The organism is Mesorhizobium sp. WSM4810 (assembly GCF_055811235.1).
In genome coordinates this window covers 52,781-69,416 of the sequence record NZ_JBVVQV010000014.1, presented here as the reverse complement: position 1 = coordinate 69,416, position 16,636 = coordinate 52,781, and the positions used below count along the sequence as shown (strand labels likewise).

Annotated in this window: 20 protein-coding genes; 13 read left to right on the top strand and 7 right to left on the bottom strand. The window is 64.6% G+C overall.

Going from position 1 to position 16,636, the window contains the following annotated elements; all coding sequences use genetic code 11:
- Positions 1-603 (bottom strand): CDP-alcohol phosphatidyltransferase family protein, encoded by a 603-nt coding sequence (locus AC0L3O_RS20365; protein WP_023799051.1) that lies wholly within the window; start codon positions 601-603, stop codon positions 1-3.
- A gap of 238 nt (positions 604-841) precedes the next feature.
- Between AC0L3O_RS20365 and AC0L3O_RS20360 the strand changes: the two genes are divergently transcribed.
- Genes AC0L3O_RS20360 through AC0L3O_RS20335 form a run of 6 tightly spaced genes read left to right on the top strand, consistent with a single transcriptional unit; the run spans position 842 to position 7,307 of the window.
- Complete coding sequence (locus AC0L3O_RS20360) at positions 842-1,831, top strand: TIM barrel protein (protein ID WP_473536862.1); 990 nt, start codon at positions 842-844, stop codon at positions 1,829-1,831.
- Between the two features lie 34 nt (positions 1,832-1,865).
- Positions 1,866-2,924 (top strand): sugar ABC transporter substrate-binding protein, encoded by a 1,059-nt coding sequence (locus AC0L3O_RS20355; protein WP_473536861.1) that lies wholly within the window; start codon positions 1,866-1,868, stop codon positions 2,922-2,924.
- 56 nt (positions 2,925-2,980) lie between these two features.
- Positions 2,981-4,534 (top strand): sugar ABC transporter ATP-binding protein, encoded by a 1,554-nt coding sequence (locus AC0L3O_RS20350; RefSeq protein WP_473616439.1) that lies wholly within the window; start codon positions 2,981-2,983, stop codon positions 4,532-4,534.
- A complete protein-coding gene (locus AC0L3O_RS20345) occupies positions 4,531-5,508 on the top strand; it encodes an ABC transporter permease (protein WP_473536859.1) in 978 nt (325 codons plus the stop codon). The genes AC0L3O_RS20350 and AC0L3O_RS20345 overlap by 4 nt, the downstream gene beginning before the upstream one ends.
- Positions 5,505-6,383, top strand: a complete 879-nt coding sequence (locus tag AC0L3O_RS20340) for a MurR/RpiR family transcriptional regulator (RefSeq protein WP_091598869.1) — start codon at positions 5,505-5,507, stop codon at positions 6,381-6,383. The genes AC0L3O_RS20345 and AC0L3O_RS20340 overlap by 4 nt, the downstream gene beginning before the upstream one ends.
- Positions 6,384-6,416: 33 nt before the next feature.
- Entirely contained in the window at positions 6,417-7,307 is an 891-nt protein-coding gene (locus AC0L3O_RS20335; protein ID WP_473536858.1) for a ribokinase, read from the top strand.
- A 316-nt stretch (positions 7,308-7,623) separates the two neighbouring features.
- Here the strand turns inward: AC0L3O_RS20335 and AC0L3O_RS20330 are convergent, their stop codons facing one another.
- Together AC0L3O_RS20330 and AC0L3O_RS20325 are read right to left on the bottom strand one after the other, a co-directional pair.
- A complete protein-coding gene (locus AC0L3O_RS20330; protein ID WP_023799044.1) occupies positions 7,624-8,160 on the bottom strand; it encodes an Hsp20/alpha crystallin family protein in 537 nt (178 codons plus the stop codon).
- A gap of 58 nt (positions 8,161-8,218) precedes the next feature.
- Positions 8,219-8,683, bottom strand: coding sequence for an Hsp20 family protein (locus AC0L3O_RS20325; RefSeq protein WP_473616437.1), 465 nt, complete (start codon positions 8,681-8,683; stop codon positions 8,219-8,221).
- Between the two features lie 246 nt (positions 8,684-8,929).
- Between AC0L3O_RS20325 and AC0L3O_RS20320 the strand changes: the two genes are divergently transcribed.
- Positions 8,930-9,148, top strand: a complete 219-nt coding sequence (locus AC0L3O_RS20320) for a hypothetical protein (protein ID WP_023799042.1) — start codon at positions 8,930-8,932, stop codon at positions 9,146-9,148.
- Between the two features lie 130 nt (positions 9,149-9,278).
- The gene (locus AC0L3O_RS20315) at positions 9,279-9,527 is read left to right on the top strand and encodes a DUF982 domain-containing protein (RefSeq protein ID WP_023799041.1); all 249 of its coding nucleotides are present in this window, start codon (positions 9,279-9,281) and stop codon (positions 9,525-9,527) included.
- 116 nt (positions 9,528-9,643) lie between these two features.
- Here AC0L3O_RS20315 and AC0L3O_RS20310 read toward each other — a convergent pair whose 3' ends face one another.
- On the bottom strand, positions 9,644-9,931 hold the full coding sequence (locus tag AC0L3O_RS20310) for an usg protein (RefSeq protein WP_091598882.1): 288 nt from the start codon (positions 9,929-9,931) through the stop codon (positions 9,644-9,646).
- Between AC0L3O_RS20310 and AC0L3O_RS20305 the strand changes: the two genes are divergently transcribed.
- The 5 genes from AC0L3O_RS20305 (at position 9,930) to AC0L3O_RS20285 (ending at position 13,016) form a co-directional block, all read left to right on the top strand.
- On the top strand, positions 9,930-10,154 hold the full coding sequence (locus AC0L3O_RS20305) for a hypothetical protein (RefSeq protein ID WP_473536856.1): 225 nt from the start codon (positions 9,930-9,932) through the stop codon (positions 10,152-10,154). The two genes, AC0L3O_RS20310 and AC0L3O_RS20305, sit on opposite strands and share 2 nt — an antisense overlap.
- A 153-nt stretch (positions 10,155-10,307) precedes the next feature.
- Positions 10,308-10,625 (top strand): co-chaperone GroES, encoded by a 318-nt coding sequence (locus tag AC0L3O_RS20300; RefSeq protein WP_023799038.1) that lies wholly within the window; start codon positions 10,308-10,310, stop codon positions 10,623-10,625.
- 57 nt (positions 10,626-10,682) lie between these two features.
- Positions 10,683-12,314, top strand: coding sequence for a chaperonin GroEL (groL, locus tag AC0L3O_RS20295; RefSeq protein WP_473616436.1), 1,632 nt, complete (start codon positions 10,683-10,685; stop codon positions 12,312-12,314).
- Between the two features lie 111 nt (positions 12,315-12,425).
- Positions 12,426-12,632, top strand: coding sequence for a hypothetical protein (locus AC0L3O_RS20290; RefSeq protein ID WP_245277651.1), 207 nt, complete (start codon positions 12,426-12,428; stop codon positions 12,630-12,632).
- A gap of 66 nt (positions 12,633-12,698) precedes the next feature.
- The gene (locus AC0L3O_RS20285; protein ID WP_128171066.1) at positions 12,699-13,016 is read left to right on the top strand and encodes a DUF982 domain-containing protein; all 318 of its coding nucleotides are present in this window, start codon (positions 12,699-12,701) and stop codon (positions 13,014-13,016) included.
- A gap of 398 nt (positions 13,017-13,414) precedes the next feature.
- Here the strand turns inward: AC0L3O_RS20285 and AC0L3O_RS20280 are convergent, their stop codons facing one another.
- The 3 genes from AC0L3O_RS20280 to AC0L3O_RS20270 all read right to left on the bottom strand — a co-directional run bounded on the left by AC0L3O_RS20280 (position 13,415) and on the right by AC0L3O_RS20270 (position 16,614).
- A complete protein-coding gene (locus AC0L3O_RS20280) occupies positions 13,415-13,792 on the bottom strand; it encodes an endonuclease domain-containing protein (protein ID WP_473616435.1) in 378 nt (125 codons plus the stop codon).
- 237 nt (positions 13,793-14,029) lie between these two features.
- Positions 14,030-15,046 carry an ABC transporter permease gene (locus AC0L3O_RS20275; RefSeq protein WP_023799033.1) on the bottom strand — a complete coding sequence of 339 codons (1,017 nt, stop codon included), beginning with the start codon at positions 15,044-15,046 and terminating at the stop codon, positions 14,030-14,032.
- Positions 15,043-16,614 carry a sugar ABC transporter ATP-binding protein gene (locus AC0L3O_RS20270; protein WP_023799032.1) on the bottom strand — a complete coding sequence of 524 codons (1,572 nt, stop codon included), beginning with the start codon at positions 16,612-16,614 and terminating at the stop codon, positions 15,043-15,045. Before AC0L3O_RS20270 ends, AC0L3O_RS20275 begins: the two co-directional genes overlap by 4 nt.
- Between the last annotated feature and the right edge of the window lie 22 nt (positions 16,615-16,636).

The following is a 16,636-nucleotide window of genomic DNA, read 5'->3' as shown; positions in this document are numbered from 1 at the left end:
TCAGTCGCCGCTCCCGTTAAGGCCGCTGCGTATCCGGTTGATGGCGGTCACCAGCGAGAGTGTAGCCATTGCCGGAAACACGAACGGCGTGATCGCGTCCACCCACAGGCCGCAGGCGACGAGGACGGCGACGATGCCGAGCGCCAGCGCCCGATCGCTCTTGCCGAACGGCCCGGCATAATTGCGCCCGCTGCCTGCCGCGATGCCAAGCACGCCGGCGAACTCCACAAGCACTGCTGTGACGGCAAAGGCGACGACGCCCCAGGCAGGGAAGAGAGCGGCAAAGGCCAGGATCAGCGCCAGGTCGGAGACGGCGTCGCAGAGCTCGTTGAGATACATGCCGAGTTTTGAGGCCTGGCCATGTTCGCGCGCAAGCATGCCGTCGATGGCGTTGAGCGCCATGCGCGCAAACAGCACCACCGGCATCAGCAGGAAGACCGCGCGATGGCCGGCAAGGGCCGCGACCACAACGCCGGTGGCAACCGACAGGGCGGCAGCCAGCAGCGTGATCTGGTTGGCGGTGACGCAGGCCCCGGCCAGCCGGTCGGCGAGCGGCCGCAGTCTGGCCTGGAAGGCCGGTTTCAGCGCATAAAGCGTCGGCATGTGCGAACCCCCCGGCCGCGGTGCAACTGCGGCGAGGATGATCAATTGGCGCGCAAGACGCAAGGGCGACGAGCGGTTGTACAGGGTTACGATCAGCAGCGCCCGCCCGGAACCTTACCATGCGCAGGCCTTACGGTTTGGCGGCGCCGCCTCAAGGTCGAATTCCCTAGAGCCCTCAAATGAGAACTTTACAAATACTCAAAAATATGTGAAGTTATGTCCACCAAAAGGATCATCCATGACAGCCAGTCGTTTCGCCACACGCCTCAATTCCTTTGCCTCGCGGCCGCAGGCCGAATGGCCGGATCTTGTCGGCAAGCCGTCCATGCTGCAGATGGCGGCGCGAGCGGCGAAGGTTGCGGGGCTGACCGACCTCGACCTCAACTTTCCCGATCATGTCGATGAAAAACCTGCGGAAATGGCACAAAAACTTGGCGATCTCGGGCTTTCCATCAATGGTTTTGCCATGCGCTACTACTCCAATCCCGCCTTCAAGCTCGGCGCCTTCACCAATCCGGATCCGGCAGTTCGCCGCGAAGCCATCGACCTGACCAAGGCCGGCATCGACGCCGTGCGTGAGGCGGGCGCCAATCTGATGACGCTGTGGCTCGGCCAGGATGGCTTCGACTATGCCTTCCAGGCCGATTACGCGACGCTATGGCAACACGAAATTGATGGTATTCGTGAAGTGGCAGCGCATGATCCCGACTGCCTGATCAGCCTGGAGTACAAGCCCAACGAGCCGCGTTCCTACAGCCTGATGCCCGACGCGGCGACGACATTGCTGGCGATCCGCGAGATCGGCCTGCCCAATCTCGGCGTGACGCTCGATTTCGCCCATGTGCTCTATGCCGACGAGCAGCCGGCCTTTGCCGCAGCACTTGTGGCGCGCCACAGCAAACTCTTGGGCGTGCATCTCAACGACGGCTATGCCAAGCGCGACGACGGCCTGATGGTCGGCGCAGTGCACACGCTGCAGACGATCGAGCTGCTCCGCCAGATCCGCCGCGACGGCTACGCCGGCGCCATCTACTTCGACACCTTCCCCGACATGACCGGCCTCGATCCGGTCCACGAATGCGAAGTCAACATCGCCACGGTCAAGCGCATGCTGCGCGTCGTCGACCGGCTGGAAAGGGACAACCGCCTGTCCACCGCCATCGACCGTCAGGACGCGGTCGCGTCGCAAGCCATCATCCAGGAAGCCATGCTCGGGCCGGAGAACTGAGGCCGGCGCCGTTTTCAACAAGGGAGGAAAGACCATGAAATTTCTGCTTGCCACCGCCACCGCTGCGCTGATGGCGCTGTCCATCGGCTCGGCCTTTTCGACCGACCTCGCGCCGCTCAATTCCGATACCGAGAAGGACCGCATCGACTGGTCGCAGCTCGAGGCCAAGTTCGGCGCGCTTCCCAAGCTGCCCGACGGCACCAGGGCGGGCGCCGTCTCCAAGACGCTGACCAACGAATACTGGCGCTCGCTGGGTGAAGGCTACAAGTCGTTCGGCGATCGCGTCGGCGTGCCTGTCGTCTACCAGGCGGCGCAGAGCGAGGGCGACCAGCTCGGCCAGCTGACAATCGCCGAAGGCCTGGTCACGCAGGGCTACAACGTGCTGCTCGTCTCGCCGCAGACCGACTCCAACCTGCAGCCAATCATGGAACAGGCCAAGGCCGCCAACGTGCCGGTGGTCAATGTCAACGACGCGGTCATCCCGCAGGCCGAGCACTATGTCGGCAATGTCCAGCGCGACAATGGGGTGCGCGTCGCCAAATGGTTCATCAAGAACTGGCCGGATGGCGGCAATGTCGCCATCGTCGAAGGCCAGGCCGGAGTCTATGCCGCAGTCCAGCGCACCGATGGCTTCAAGACCACGATCACCGAAGCCGGCAAGTTCGAGGTCGTCGCCAGCGTGCCCGGCAACTGGGACCGCCAGACCTCCTTCGACGCTGCCAGCAACATCCTGCAGCAGCACCCCGACCTGATCGGCTTCTATGCCAACAATGACGGCATGGCACTGGGCATCGTCGAGGCGGTCAAGGCCGCCGGCCTGCAGGACAAGGTCGCCGTCTTCGGCACCGACGGCATCTCCGACGCCTATGCCTCGATCCGCGCCGGCGAACTGACCGGCACCGTCGACAGCTTCCCGGTGCTGACCGGCGAGGTGGCGCTGGAATCGGCGCTGCGGCTGGTGGCCGGGCAGAAGCTGCCGCGCGTCGTCGCCACGCCGCAGGCGCTTATCACCAAGGACAATGCCGACCGCTATTCCGGCGCCGGCGACGCCGTGCGCAAGGCGCTGCTCGAGGACGCGGCAGCGGGCAATTAAGGGCAGGACTGCGGGTGCCGGCCGGGCTGGCGCCCTTTGCCTGGAGAATAGAGCCAATGTCTGTCCCGCGGCTGCAATTCGAGGGCATTTCCAAGGTGTTTCCGGCGGTGCGAGCGCTGAGCGATGTGTCCTTTTCCGTCGGCGCCGGCGAAATCCATGGCCTGCTCGGTGAGAACGGCGCCGGCAAATCGACGCTGCTGCGCATCCTGTCGGGGGTCTACAGGCCGACCGCCGGAAGCGTGCTGATCGACGGCAGACCGGTGGCGCTGAACAATCCGGTCGCGGCGCGCGCCGCGGGCGTCGCCATGATCCATCAGGAATTGCAGCAGGTGCCGCATCTCAGCGTCGCCCAGAACATGTTCCTCGGCCATCCGCTGACGCGCGGCGGCATCTTCGTCGCCCGCCGCGAGCAGGAACGCCGCGCCGCGGAAGCCCTTGCCGCACTCGATCCGACCATCGATCCGGCAGTCCCGCTCGGCAGCCTGAAGGTTGCGCAGCGGCAGATCGTCGAGATCGCCCGGGCGCTGCTCGATCGGGCGCGCGTCGTGGCGATGGACGAGCCGACATCGAGCCTGACGCCGAGCGAGTTCGAGCGGCTGGCCGAAGTCATTGCCGGGCTGGCGCGCGACGGCGTCGCGGTCGTCTATGTCTCGCACAAGCTGGACGAGGTGTTCGGCATCTGCCAGCGCGCCACAATCATGCGCGACGGCGTCGTAGTCGGATCCGTCGATCTGGCGCAGGTGTCGGAAAAAGCCGTCGTTTCGATGATGGTCGGACGCGAGCTCGCCCAGGAACAGCACCGCTCGCACGCCTCCAGCGAGGTCAGGCTGAGCGTGCGTGGCCTCGCCTCGGCAACCAAGGTCCATGACGTCTCGTTCGACCTGCACCGCGGCGAGGTGCTGGGCATTGCCGGCCTGGTCGGCTCGGGCCGCACCGAACTGCTGCGGCTGCTGGCCGGCGCCGACCGCGCCTCGTCGGGCAGGGTCGAGATCGACGGCAAGGCGATAAAACTCGCCAGTCCGTGCGAAGCCATCGCCGCCGGCATCGGCCTGGTGCCGGAGGAGCGCAAGCGCGAAGGCATCGTGCCGCTGCGGTCGATCTCCAGCAATATGGCGCTGGCCTCGATGGGCGTGTTCGCACCGTGCGGCGTCATCGATCACGCCAGGCTGAAACGGGTCGCGGCCGAGAAGATGAAGCGGGTCAATTTGCGCCCGTTCCTGCTCGACCGGCCGATCCGGCTGTTCAGCGGCGGCAACCAGCAGAAGGCGATCATCGGCCGCTGGCTGGCGGCGGGAACGCGCATCCTTTTGTTCGATGAGCCGACGCGCGGCATCGACGTCGGCGCCAAGGCGGAGATCTACCATTTGATCGAGGAGCTCGCCGCCGAAGGCCATTCGGTCGTCGTCGTGTCGTCCGAGCTTCCCGAGGTGATCCGGCTCGCCGACCGCGTGCTGGTCATGCGCGACGGCACGGTCGCCGCCGAACTCGACCGGGCCGATCTCAGCGAACAGGCGATCGCGGCGCACGCCATACCCCAATCGGAGACGCAAGGCCGGCAAGGCGCAAGGCCATCGGGCCGGCAAGGCATAACGGACAGGACCAGCGTATGACTGATGTAACCGAACACACAGCAGCGCGCCCACGGGCTGAATTCCTGCACCGGTTTTCGCTGCGCGATGCCGGCACGCTGATCGGCCTGGTGGTGATCCTCGCCGTCTTCGGCGCGCTGGTCCCGGGCTTCTTTGCCGAGCGCAACTTGATCAACATCCTGCAGCAGTCGAGCATCAACGCCTGCCTGGCGTTGGGCATGACGCTGGTGATCATCTCGGGCGGCATCGATCTGTCGGTCGGGCCGACGGCAGCCCTTTCGGCCGTCATCTCGGCCTCGATGCTGATTGCCGGCGTGCCGTTTCCGCTGGCCATCGCCGCCGGCTTCGCTATCGGCCTCGTCTGCGGCCTGCTCAATGGCGTGCTGGTCGCCTATGTCGGGCTGCAGCCTTTCATCGTCACACTGGGAACGCTCAGCATCTACCGGGCGCTGGCGCTGATCTATACCGGCGGCAATCCGGTGCTCGGCCTGCCTGCCGGCTTCCGCGCCATCTTCAACGGCTCGCTGTTCGGGCTGCCATTGGCGGTCATCATCGTGGCCGTGGTCGCGCTGATCGCCTGGATCATCCTCAAGAAGACGCCTTTCGGCGAATATCTGCTCGCCGTCGGCGGCAATGAGGAGGCAGCCTACATAGCCGGCGTGCCGATCGCTCGCACCAAGATCGCCGCCTACATGATCTCGGGCCTGCTGGCGGCCCTTGCCGCGCAGATCCTGATCGGACGGCTGGGTGCCGCCGAACCCATTCTCGGCAATCTCTGGGAGCTCGATGCCATTGCCGCGGCGGCCATCGGCGGCGCCTCGCTGATGGGCGGCAAGGGCAGCGTCGTCGGCACCATCCTGGGCGCCGTCATCCTCGGCACCATGCGCAACGGCCTGACGCTGATGAATGTCCAGTCCTTCTATCAGCTCTTGGCAACTGGCCTTATAATCCTCGCCGCGATGCTCATCGATCGCGTGACGAGGGGACGTGGATGACCTTGACCAGCCTGGATCTGAAAGCAGTAGGGCCGCGGATCCGCATGATGATGCCGCATTTGACGCCGCTCGAGGCGAAGGTGGTGGAAACCGTGTTCGGACGGCGCGGCTTCGACGAGACCATTCCGCTCAAGCAGATCGCCGAAGAAGCCGGCGTGTCGGAGGCGATGGTGGTGAAGATCGCCAAGAAACTGGGCTTTTCCGGCTATCGCGACTTCCGCACCGCGGTTTACGAATACAGCCGCCTGCCGACCGCCGAAATGCACCAGGAACTGTCGGTCGACGACAGTTCGGCCGAGATCGTCCAAAAAGTGTTCCGCACCTCGATCCAGGCGCTGGAGGAGACGCTGGCGATCCTCGACATGGACGATTTCGACCGCGCCGCCGATCTTTTGTACCGCGCCAGGAACCGCGATTTCTATGGCGTCGGCGGTTCGGCGCAGATCGCGCGCGACGTCTCGCACAAATTCCTGCGCATCGGCATCCGCGCATCCGTCTACGACGATTCGCACATGATGCTGATGTCGGCCTCGCTGCTCGGCGCTGACGACATCGCCGTCGGCTTCTCGCATTCCGGCAACACCAGCGCCGTGATCGATGCCATCCATCTCGCCCGCAAGAGCGGTGCGCGGACGCTGGCGATCACCAATTACGACAACTCGCCGCTGGCCGCCGTCGCCGACATCGTGCTGTGCTCGACCGCGCAGGGCTCGCCATTGATGGGCGAGAACGCGGCGGCGCGCATCGCCCAGCTCAACATTCTCGACGCGCTGTTCGTCGCGGTGGCACAGCGCGACTACCAGGCGGCGGAGCGCAATCTCGGCCGCACGATGTCGGCGGTGACCTCGAAACGCCGGGACAAGGGCGGTTCATGAAAGATTGGGGCGGCTCATGAAAGATTGGGGCACATGACGGCTCCGCTGGTCACCGTGTTCGGCAGCCTGCATTACGACATCATGGTCGAAGCGCCTGACCGCCCGCGCAAGGGCGAAACCGTAACCGGCCATGCCTGGCAGCCGAAATGCGGCGGCAAGGGCGGCAACCAGGCGGTCTCGGCGGCGCGGGCCGGCGTGCGCTCGGCAATGATCGGCGCCGTCGGCGATGACGATTTCGGCCGCGCGCTTGTCAGCAATCTCGCGCGCCGCGGCGTCGACAGCCGCTTCGTGCGGGTCGCACCTGGCGCCGGCTCGGGCATGAGCGTGGTGATCTTCGACGCCGGCGGCGATTATGGCGCGGTGATCGTCTCGGGCAGCAATCTCACCTTGGGCGAGAAGGACATCGTGGCCGCGACCGAGATGGTTGCGCAAACGGCGGTGCTGCTGCTGCAGAACGAGGTGCCGGAAGCCGCCAACATTGCCGCAGCGCGGGCGGTGAAGGCGCATGGCGGCCGCGTCGTGCTCAACGCCGCCCCCGCGCGAAAACTGTCCGGCGAATTGATCGCACTCACCGATATCGTCATCGTCAACGCCATCGAGGCGGAATTCTTGGCCGGCGTTGCGGTCGTCGATACGCTCGAGGGTGCTGCCGAGGCGGCACGCATGCTGGTCGATTTCTACCCGGCCGCGATCGTCACGGCAGGCGGGGAGGGCGTTGCCTATTGCGGCCGCGACGGCCAGGCGTTCGCGCGGGCCGCCCTTCCGGTGAAGGTGGTCAGCACCCATGGCGCCGGCGACGAGTTCGTCGGCGCGTTCGCGGCAGGCCTTGCCCGCGGGCATCGGGTCGAGGCCGCACTTGCTGCCGCCAACGCCGCCGCGGCCTTGCTGGTCGCCACGCCGGAACGGCAGCGCGAGGCGATCTGAGACGGGTGGCTGCCTCCGCCCGCGATCGTGACACGAAGCGGATGGCGAGGACTTTTCACAGGCCGATAAAGCCGACGATTAATACGAAAGCCCGCCACCCCAAGGGATGACGGGCTCCGTAGCCTGTGCGCCAGGAACGCCACGGTAGCGACGCTGCTACTCAATGCTCCGTAGATACTCACTATGCGGCCTTCGCACCGTCAGGCGCATCGGCCGAACAAATGAAGCCCGTGCCTTTGGGCGGAGCGCGCGGGCCGATCGGGATGCAGCCCGATCTGCAGCCGGGCGCGGCTGGCGCGTCCGGCTGCCGATGTCGTCAGTGCTTGCTCTTGCCGGGGCTGGCGGCACTGCCACTGATGGCGATGCGCTTGGCTTTCGTCCGTGCGCGCTCCGTCTTGGGCAGCGTCACGGTGAGCACGCCGTTATGGAAGGCGGCGTTCACCTTGTCCTCCTCGACCTCGTAGCCGAGCGGGATGCGGCGCTCGAAGCGGCCGTAGAACCGCTCGGAGAACTGCCTGTCCTTGTCTTCGGTCTCGGAGCGCTTCTCGCCACGCAGCGTCAGCACGCCGTCATCGAGCATCACCTCGACGTCCTTTTCGTCCATGCCGGGAATTTCCGCGGTCACGCGGATCTCCTTCTCGCCGTCGGCGATTTCGACGCTCGGCCAGCTGCCGCGCGCCGACGAAAATCCGCTGAGCATCGGCATGCGCGTTTCGAAGCCGCGGAAGGCGTCGTCGATCAGGCGGTTCATCTCGCGATGCAACGCCATGAACGGGTCGCGGTCCTCGTCACGATAGAAGCTGGGAACCGGACTGTTCTCCCGGCCCCAGGGAATGAGATCACGAATAGCCATTGCTGTTCTCCTTTCTCGACTGGTTGTGTCAAAGGCGAACGCCAGAGATCGCCTTCGCTCAGGCGGCCTGCTTCGGCTTCTCGACCTGTCTGGCCTTCGGTGCGGCGTCTTGCTTGGCGATCGTGATGCGACGCGGCTTCATCTCTTCGGGCACTTGGCGCACGAGGTCGATCGTCAGCAGGCCGTTGTTGAGCGAGGCGCCGGTGACCGTCATGTGATCGGCAAGCTCGAAGCGCCGTGCGAACGGTCGCACCGGAAGGCCGCGATGGAGATATTCCACCTCGTCGTGTTCCTTGCGCTCGCCAGAGACGATGAGAAGGTTCGGCTCGTGGCTGATGTCGAGATCGTTCTCGGAAAAGCCGGCGACGGCGATCCTCACCCGATAGGTGTTCTCGTCGCTTCGCTCGATGTCATAGGGCGGCCAGGTTTCGACTGCCTGCGGCGCGTTTTCCAGCAGGTTGAAGATGCGGTCGAAACCGATGCTCGACCGATAGAGCGGGGAAAAGTCGAATGCGGTTCTCATAGCTACATCCTCCATGGAGCAACATAGTACGAGGGACGCCAAAGAGCTTGGCGCTCCCTGGGTTCTGCCGGTCCCATTCGGCAACCGGCAATTTTCATTTGGTTATTGTCAGGCCGAAATCAAGACCCAGATTCTGTCCCGCTGCCAGAATTTTTGTTGCCGGATTGTACTGGCCCCGATTGTGCTGGCAATGCCGGTTTCAACCGTCGTTTGAGGGTCGCGCCGGCACGCCGCATGGAGGACATCATGACCATGACACGCGACGACATCATTTCGGTGCTGGGCCCGGTCGACGACGCCGTGATCGCCGACATCGCCTCGACCGGCGCGACGATCGAAGAGTTGCGCGAGGCCTTTGCCTGGGTCGGCGCCGATGAGGCGCTGGTCAACGAGGGCCGCCCGCTGCCGTCGGCAAGGGTGGCGACGCTGATCGGACTTCTCGAACCGCCGGACGACGACATATAGCGCCGGGTTTTGGCAAGCAGACTGGGAGATGGGGGAGGTCTTGAAGCGTGCAGCCATACGAACCATCTCGTCAGTCGGGCGCCGATCGGGCTGCCTTCCTGGTTATTCTCAAAAAGAAAAGGAGGAAGTGATGAACGACGTCTCATTTTCCGGGCCGATCACGCTGAAGCTCCAATCCGTCGGAGAGCGCAAGGTCGCAAGCAGCTGGGAAGCCATCGAATGCATGCAGCAATGGCCGGACCGGGCGCGCGGCCGCAACTGGCGCGCAGCCTATCGCGCCTGCCGCGACGCGCTCGACGGTTGGCGCACCGCCCGCGAGGCGCGCACCGCCTTCGTCAAGGCGGCGCGCACCGCCGGACTGCTGGTCACGGGACGTTAATCCACCTGAATATCAATCCACCTGAACGCCAATGAAACTGAAGCCGGGGCGGAAGCGCCGTGCTGCAGAGGCGACGCCTTTTATGAAAATTATGAAAAGCGCCGCCTTTTTCTATTTCACTGCAGCGTAATGACGCCGTCCACCGCCCGCCATTCGGAGGGCTGGATCAGACGGTGATGGGCGACGCGCACAGAATGCAGCGGGCCCTCGATCTCACGTTCCCAAAATTCGAGGAAATGCTTCAGCGTCGGGAAATCCGGGGCGATGTCGTATTGCTGCCAGATGAAGAGCTGGAGCAGGTCCCGATAGTCGGGAAGACGATAATGGATCTCTGCCGTCGTCAGGCCAAAACCCTGCATCTGGAGCCGGAACTCGTTGCTGACCTGGAACTCATTACCGACCATGCCCGTCTCCTTTCCGAACGATCAGGCGTCCATCCTCCGCGGGGGAAAACGCTTCCACTTCCTCATCGGTTCCGGCCGCCGGCAGACGGTGCCGGGATCGACGATGATGTCGGAAGGTTGCGCCCCGATTTCAAGCCGCATCCGTCGTTTCAAATCCTGGAATAGCGCCATTATTACAGCGCGTTATTACGGTGTGTTGGCACTCGACAACGGCGAGTGCTAAAATTTTTTCGGCGTCCTCTTGAAAGGCTGGATAGGCAGACTAATTCGATAGGCGCGTGATGCCTGAGCAGGGGTCGCGCACCGTCGCACCGACCCACTGGTCGGCTGCGAAGGGAGGTCCAAGAAAATCTGTTTGTCCTATGAGGAGAACGACATGGCGTTCCGTCCATTGCATGACCGTATCCTGGTCCGCCGCATCGAGGTCGACGAGAAGACCGCGGGCGGCATCATCATTCCTGACACAGCCAAGGAGAAGCCGCAGGAAGGCGAGGTCATCGCCGCCGGCCCCGGCGCGCGCGACGATAGCGGACAGTTGCAGCCGCTGGACGTCAAGGTCGGCGACCGCATCCTGTTCGGCAAATGGTCGGGCACCGAGATCAAGCTCAATGGCGAGGACCTGCTCATCATGAAGGAAAGCGATGTGCTGGGCGTGATTGAAATGACCGACCAGATAAAAAAGAAGGCCGCCTGAGCGGGGCCTGAACAAGCCATCAGTCAACGTAAGCTGCCTATTTGAAGGAGTTATCCAATGGCTGCCAAGGATGTGAAATTCCATACCGAAGCCCGCGAGAAGATGTTGCGCGGTGTCAACATCCTCGCCGACGCGGTGAAGGTGACGCTCGGTCCCAAGGGCCGCAATGTCATCCTCGACAAGTCATTCGGCGCCCCGCGCATCACCAAGGACGGCGTTACCGTCGCCAAGGAAATCGAGCTTGAGGACAAGTTCGAGAACATGGGCGCGCAGATGGTGCGCGAGGTCGCCTCGAAGACCAGCGACGTCGCCGGCGACGGCACCACGACCGCGACCGTTCTGGCGCAGTCGATCGTCCAGGAAGGCGCCAAGGCGGTTGCCGCCGGCATGAACCCGATGGACCTGAAGCGCGGCATCGACAAGGCGGTCGACGCCATCGTCGCTGAACTCAAGGCCAATGCCCGCAAGGTGACAAGGAACGACGAAATCGCCCAGGTCGGCGCCATCTCGGCCAATGGCGATGCCGAGATTGGCCGCTTCCTCGCCGAAGCGATGGAAAAGGTCGGCAATGAGGGCGTCATCACGGTCGAGGAGGCCAAGACCGCCGAGACTGAACTCGAAGTGGTCGAGGGCATGCAATTCGATCGCGGCTATCTCAGCCCTTATTTCATCACCAACCAGGACAAGATGCGCGTCGAGCTCGAAGAGCCCTATGTGCTGATCCACGAGAAGAAGCTGTCCAACCTGCAGGCCATGCTGCCGGTGCTCGAAGCCGCAGTGCAATCGAGCAAGCCGCTGCTGATCATCGCCGAGGATGTCGAAGGCGAGGCGCTGGCGACGCTGGTCGTCAACAAGCTGCGCGGCGGCCTGAAGGTTGCCGCCGTCAAGGCGCCGGGTTTTGGTGACCGCCGCAAGGCGATGCTGGAAGACATTGCCATCCTGACCGGCGGCACGGCCGTCAGCGAGGATCTCGGCATCAAGCTCGAAAACGTCACGCTGGAGATGCTCGGCCGCGCCAAGAAGGTGCTGATCGAGAAGGAGAACACCACGATCGTCGACGGTGCCGGCCGCAAGGACGAGATCCAGGCGCGCATCAGCCAGATCAAGGCGCAGATCGAGGAGACCACCTCCGACTATGACCGCGAGAAGCTGCAGGAGCGGCTGGCCAAGCTCGCCGGCGGCGTCGCCGTCATCCGCGTCGGCGGCTCGACCGAGGTCGAGGTCAAGGAGCGCAAGGACCGCGTCGACGACGCCATGCACGCCACCCGCGCTGCGGTCGAGGAAGGCATACTGCCTGGCGGCGGCGTGGCGCTGCTCAGGGCAGCGAAGGCGCTCGACAATGTCGCCGTCGACAACCCCGACCAGAGGACCGGCGTCGAGATCGTGCGTCGGGCCATCGAGCAGCCGGTGCGCCAGATCGCCGAGAATGCCGGTGCGGAAGGCTCGATCATCGTCGGCAAGCTGCGCGAGAAGACCGAATTCGGCTATGGCTGGAACGCCCAGACCAATGAGTTCGGCGATCTCTACGCGCAGGGCGTGATCGACCCGGCCAAGGTGGTGCGCGCCGCTCTGCAGGACGCCGCGTCGGTCGCCGGCCTGCTGGTAACCACCGAGGCGATGGTGGCCGAGAAGCCGAAGAAGGAAGCTGCCGCACCGGCAATGCCCGGCGGTGGCGGCATGGACTACTAAGGTCAGGCCTCCAAAGCGAGGCTTCTGAACGGCAGATGGACCGTGTCCGCCAAAGCGGGCACGGTTTTGCCGGTCCGGGATTAATGCGGAGCAGGTGTTGCGATGGATGTGATGGACAGTTTTGGAAAGATCGCGGCGCCGACCCGCCCGAAGAACGATTTCAACTATGAAACCGATTGCAGGGCGGCGCTGGCGCCCCTGGTCGACGGCTTGCTGGACATGGCCGAGCAGGCCGGCTGGGATCGCCGCAAGGCGGCCTATACGCTGATGTTCCTGTCGGCCCAACGCGTCGGGGCCGGCCAGGAGGAGCATAAATGATTGCCGCGCGCATGCCTGCGCCTGTTGCGTTGGAATGGAGACAGTTGAACCGGAAAGGAGAGTGTCATGGACCGTTCTTCTTTTGAAAAGCCGGTCACCATCCTTACCGGCCTCGGCACGCCGACCAGGATAGAAAGCGCGGCTGAGGCCCATGCGCTGCTTGCCGACTGGCCGCGGGCGAGCCGGACGGCCGCGCATGACATCGCCGCCAAAGCCTGCCGGGCGGCGATGGACGGAGAGATCGACGCCGAGACGGCGCGGGCGACCTTCGTGGCGTTCGCCCGCCGCAACGATCTTCTCGCGCCGCTGACGAGTCCTACCGTTGCCGGCGGGACAGTCATCGATTGGGCAACGCGTTCGCAGCGTCTCAACGCACCGGCATGAACGCGGCTTTTCCCCAAGTTGGAGAATGGCGAAAGCCGCAGCAACATCCAATCTCCCCCCTTGAGGGGGAGATGTCCGGCAGGACAGAGGGGGTGCCTCGCGCCAACGTTGCGCATCTCCGCGCCTGCCAAGCCGGCTACGATCACGACCTCGCGCATCTGGCGCATGTGCCGCGGTTACGGGGAGGTACGGATAGTGGTGCGCTGCCTTTGATCTCTCCGCCCTACGGTCGAGGACCCCCCTCTGTCCTGCCGGACATCTCCCCCTCAAGGGGGGAGATTGGCAGCTTCGCCGGTAGCGCTTCTTCTGACATTGGCGAAAGCCGAAGCGACATCCAATCTCCCCCTTGAGGGGGTACTGCCCCGCCAGCGTTGCGCGATCAGCTCCGCGAGCAACACTCAACGCATCTCTGCGCCTGCCAGGCCGGCCACGATCACGATGTGCTGGCAGACATTGTCGATGTCGCGAATGACGTCGTCGTTCCAGAAACGCAGGATGGTCCAGCCAGTCGCCACCAACCTCGAGCTTCTGTAAGCATCCGATGCCGAGGCTTCGGCCTGAGCGTGCTGGGAGCCGTCGAGTTCGACGATCAGCTTTTTGTCCGGACAGGCAAAATCGACAATGTAGCCGGCTATCGGCATCTGTCGCCGAAACGCCAATCCCATGAGACGGTGCGCCCTGATCTCGTTCCAGAGCTTCAGCTCGGCGTCCGTCATGGTCTTGCGCATCTTGCGCGCATTGCCGCGGTTGTTCGGAGGTACGTGATAGTGGTTCACTGCTTCTATTCCCTCCGCGCGAAACTTGCCTATCCCTATGCGCCGCGCTTGAACACCCCCTCTGTCCTGCCGGACATCTCCCCCTCAAAGGGGGAGATTGGCAGCTTCGCCGGTAGCGCTTCTTCTGAGATTGGCGAAAGGCGAAGCGACATCCAATCTCCCCCCTTGAGGGGGGAAATGTCCGGTAGGACAGAGGGGGTACTGTCCCACCTACCTAGGTCTGTATTGCCCCTCGGACTACCGCCTTACCCGTGATTTCAGCCAGCGGTCAAAGGCCACGGCGAGGATCAGGATCAGGCCGATGACGATGCTTTGCGTGTAGGACGAGACGTTGTTGAACTGCAGCCCGTTCTGCAGCACGCCGATCAGTGCTGCACCCACCACCGTGCCGCCGACCGAGCCAATGCCGCCGAACAGCGAGGTGCCGCCGATGACCACCGCCGAGATCACGGTCAGCTCGTAGCCGATGCCGGCGACGGCTTCCGAGGAATTGAGCCTGGCCGACAGCACGAAGGCGGCAAGGCCGGCGAAGAAGCCGACGATGATGTAGACCGAGATCAGGATGCGGTCGACGCGCAGGCCGGACAGCCGCGCCGCCTCGGCATTGCCACCGACGGCGTAGACGGCGCGGCCGTAGCGCGTGTAGCGCAGGACAATGTGGCAGAGGATGGCCGCCGCAGCGAAAATGATCGCCGGCACCGGCACCGGGCCGATTAGCCCGGTGCCGAACCAGCGCATCGAAGCGTCGAAGCCGGAGATCGGGCCGCCATTGGAGATCGTCAGCGTCAGGCCGCGAAACACGGTGAGGCCGCCGAGCGTAACGACGAAGGGTGGCACTTTCAGCCGGGTGATGGCAAAGCCCTGGACGCCGCCGGCCAGGGCGCCGACGACGACGGCGGCCAGAAGGGCTGCGAACCAGCCATAGCCTTGTGCGCCGGACGTCGACAGCGACAGCGTGTTGGCGGTGCCGCCCTTGGCCACCACCGCCGCGACCATGCCGCAGAAAGCCAGCAGCGAGCCGACCGACAGGTCAATGCCGGCGGTGAGGATGACGAAGGTCATGCCGAGCGCGATCAGCCCGGTGATCGAGATCTGCCGCATGATGTTGAAGATGTTGATCGGGTCGATGAAGCTCGGCTTCAGCACGGTGAAGACGACGATCAGCAGCGCCAGGAACATCAGCGGGCCGAAGCTCATCAGCAGGCGCGCGACATTGATGCCGCCGCGCTGGCTCTGTTCGGTCGTGCTGGTCATTGCGTCGCTTCCTGCGTTTGATCGAGCGCCATCAGTTCCATCAGTTTTTCCTCGGTCGCCTCGATGCCTGGCATCTCGCCGGTGATGCGGCCGCGCCGCATGGTGACGATCCTGTCCGACACCGCAAGCACTTCGGGCAATTCCGACGAGATCATCATGATGGCGATGCCGCGCCCGGCGAGCTGCACCAGGATCTGGTGCACCTCGGCCTTGGCGCCGACATCGACGCCGCGCGTCGGCTCGTCGACGATCAGCACCTTGGGGTCGCGCGCCAGCCAGCGGGCGAGGATGACCTTCTGCTGGTTGCCGCCGGACAGCCCTTCGATGGGCTGCTCGGGCGAGGCCATGCGGATCGACAACGTTTTTCTGTAGCTCGCCAGCGCCTGGCGCTCGCGGCGCTCGGCCATGAAGCCGAGAGCGTTGGAGTAGCGGCCGAGCGCTGCGACGGAAAAGTTGGTGAGGATGCCGAGCGCGGCGAAGATCGCCTGATGCTTGCGGTCTTCCGGCACCAGGCCGATGCCGAGGGCGATGGCGTCGGCGGGTGTTTCAGGCGCGATCGTCTTGCCGTCGAGGGTGATGGTGCCGGCGGCGATGCGGTCGGCGCCGAAGATGGCGCGGGCAAGCTCGGTGCGGCCGGAGCCGACGAGGCCGGCGACGCCGAGGATCTCGCCCGCCTTGAGGTCGAGATCGATACCTTCGAGCACGATGGCGTGCGGCGCCTGCGGATCGCGCACCGTGCGCAGGCCGCGCACGGAAAGCCTGACGTCGCCGGCGACGTCGCGCAGCGTCGGCCTGGCATAAAGCTCGGACGCGGCGCGGCCGACCATTTTTTCGATGATTTTCGGCAGCTTGATCGGCCCGCCATCGCGGTCGAGATGGCCGGCCAGCCTGCCGTCGCGCAGCACCGTCATGCGGTCGCAGATCGCAGAGGCCTCTTCCAGCCTGTGGGTGACGAACATGATGGCGACGCCGTCCTTGCGCAGCCGGCCCATGATCGACATCAGTTTTTGCACTTCGGTTTCGGTCAGCGCCGAGGTCGGCTCGTCCATGATGATGAGCCGGCTCTTCAGCGACAGCGCGCGGGCGATCTCGACCAGCTGCTGCTCCGCCACCGACAGCGCCGACACCGGCGTCGCCGGGTCGAGGTCGAGGCCGACGCGGGCGATGATCGCGCGCGAGTCTACCTCCATCTTCCGCCAGCTGACCAGGCCGAAGCGCCCGAGCGGCGCGCGGCCGATAAAAATATTCTCCGCCACGGTCAGCGTCGGGATCAGGCTCAGTTCCTGGTAGATGGTGACGATGCCGAGGCGCTTGGCATCCTGCGGATTGTGCGGATTGAATTCGACGCCGTCGAAGACGATGCGGCCGCTGGACGGCGGCATCACGCCGGACAGGATCTTGAGCAGCGTCGACTTGCCGGCGCCGTTCTCGCCGAGCAGGCCGAGGATTTCGCCGGGCCGAACCTCGAGCGAGACATCGCTCAGCGCGGTGACGCCGGCAAAGCGCTTGGTCACGCCCTCGACGGCGAGGAGGGGGGTATTGGGCGACGCAGTGGCTTCGGCTGGCAAAGCTTTTCCCTCGATGCAGTTG

Coding starts and splice junctions, on each gene's coding strand:
- AC0L3O_RS20360 (WP_473536862.1), top strand. CDS start 842: ATGACAGCCAGTCGTTTCGCCACACGCCTCAATTCCTTTGCCTCGCGG.
- AC0L3O_RS20365 (WP_023799051.1), bottom strand. CDS start 603: ATGCCGACGCTTTATGCGCTGAAACCGGCCTTCCAGGCCAGACTGCGG.
- AC0L3O_RS20300 (WP_023799038.1), top strand. CDS start 10,308: ATGGCGTTCCGTCCATTGCATGACCGTATCCTGGTCCGCCGCATCGAG.
- AC0L3O_RS20275 (WP_023799033.1), bottom strand. CDS start 15,046: ATGACCAGCACGACCGAACAGAGCCAGCGCGGCGGCATCAATGTCGCG.
- AC0L3O_RS20290 (WP_245277651.1), top strand. CDS start 12,426: ATGGACAGTTTTGGAAAGATCGCGGCGCCGACCCGCCCGAAGAACGAT.
- AC0L3O_RS20285 (WP_128171066.1), top strand. CDS start 12,699: ATGGACCGTTCTTCTTTTGAAAAGCCGGTCACCATCCTTACCGGCCTC.
- AC0L3O_RS20330 (WP_023799044.1), bottom strand. CDS start 8,160: ATGGCTATTCGTGATCTCATTCCCTGGGGCCGGGAGAACAGTCCGGTT.
- AC0L3O_RS20320 (WP_023799042.1), top strand. CDS start 8,930: ATGACCATGACACGCGACGACATCATTTCGGTGCTGGGCCCGGTCGAC.
- AC0L3O_RS20310 (WP_091598882.1), bottom strand. CDS start 9,931: ATGGTCGGTAATGAGTTCCAGGTCAGCAACGAGTTCCGGCTCCAGATG.
- AC0L3O_RS20335 (WP_473536858.1), top strand. CDS start 6,417: ATGACGGCTCCGCTGGTCACCGTGTTCGGCAGCCTGCATTACGACATC.
- AC0L3O_RS20355 (WP_473536861.1), top strand. CDS start 1,866: ATGAAATTTCTGCTTGCCACCGCCACCGCTGCGCTGATGGCGCTGTCC.
- AC0L3O_RS20345 (WP_473536859.1), top strand. CDS start 4,531: ATGACTGATGTAACCGAACACACAGCAGCGCGCCCACGGGCTGAATTC.
- AC0L3O_RS20350 (WP_473616439.1), top strand. CDS start 2,981: ATGTCTGTCCCGCGGCTGCAATTCGAGGGCATTTCCAAGGTGTTTCCG.
- AC0L3O_RS20340 (WP_091598869.1), top strand. CDS start 5,505: ATGACCTTGACCAGCCTGGATCTGAAAGCAGTAGGGCCGCGGATCCGC.
- AC0L3O_RS20315 (WP_023799041.1), top strand. CDS start 9,279: ATGAACGACGTCTCATTTTCCGGGCCGATCACGCTGAAGCTCCAATCC.
- AC0L3O_RS20325 (WP_473616437.1), bottom strand. CDS start 8,683: ATGAGAACCGCATTCGACTTTTCCCCGCTCTATCGGTCGAGCATCGGT.
- groL (WP_473616436.1), top strand. CDS start 10,683: ATGGCTGCCAAGGATGTGAAATTCCATACCGAAGCCCGCGAGAAGATG.
- AC0L3O_RS20305 (WP_473536856.1), top strand. CDS start 9,930: ATGCCCGTCTCCTTTCCGAACGATCAGGCGTCCATCCTCCGCGGGGGA.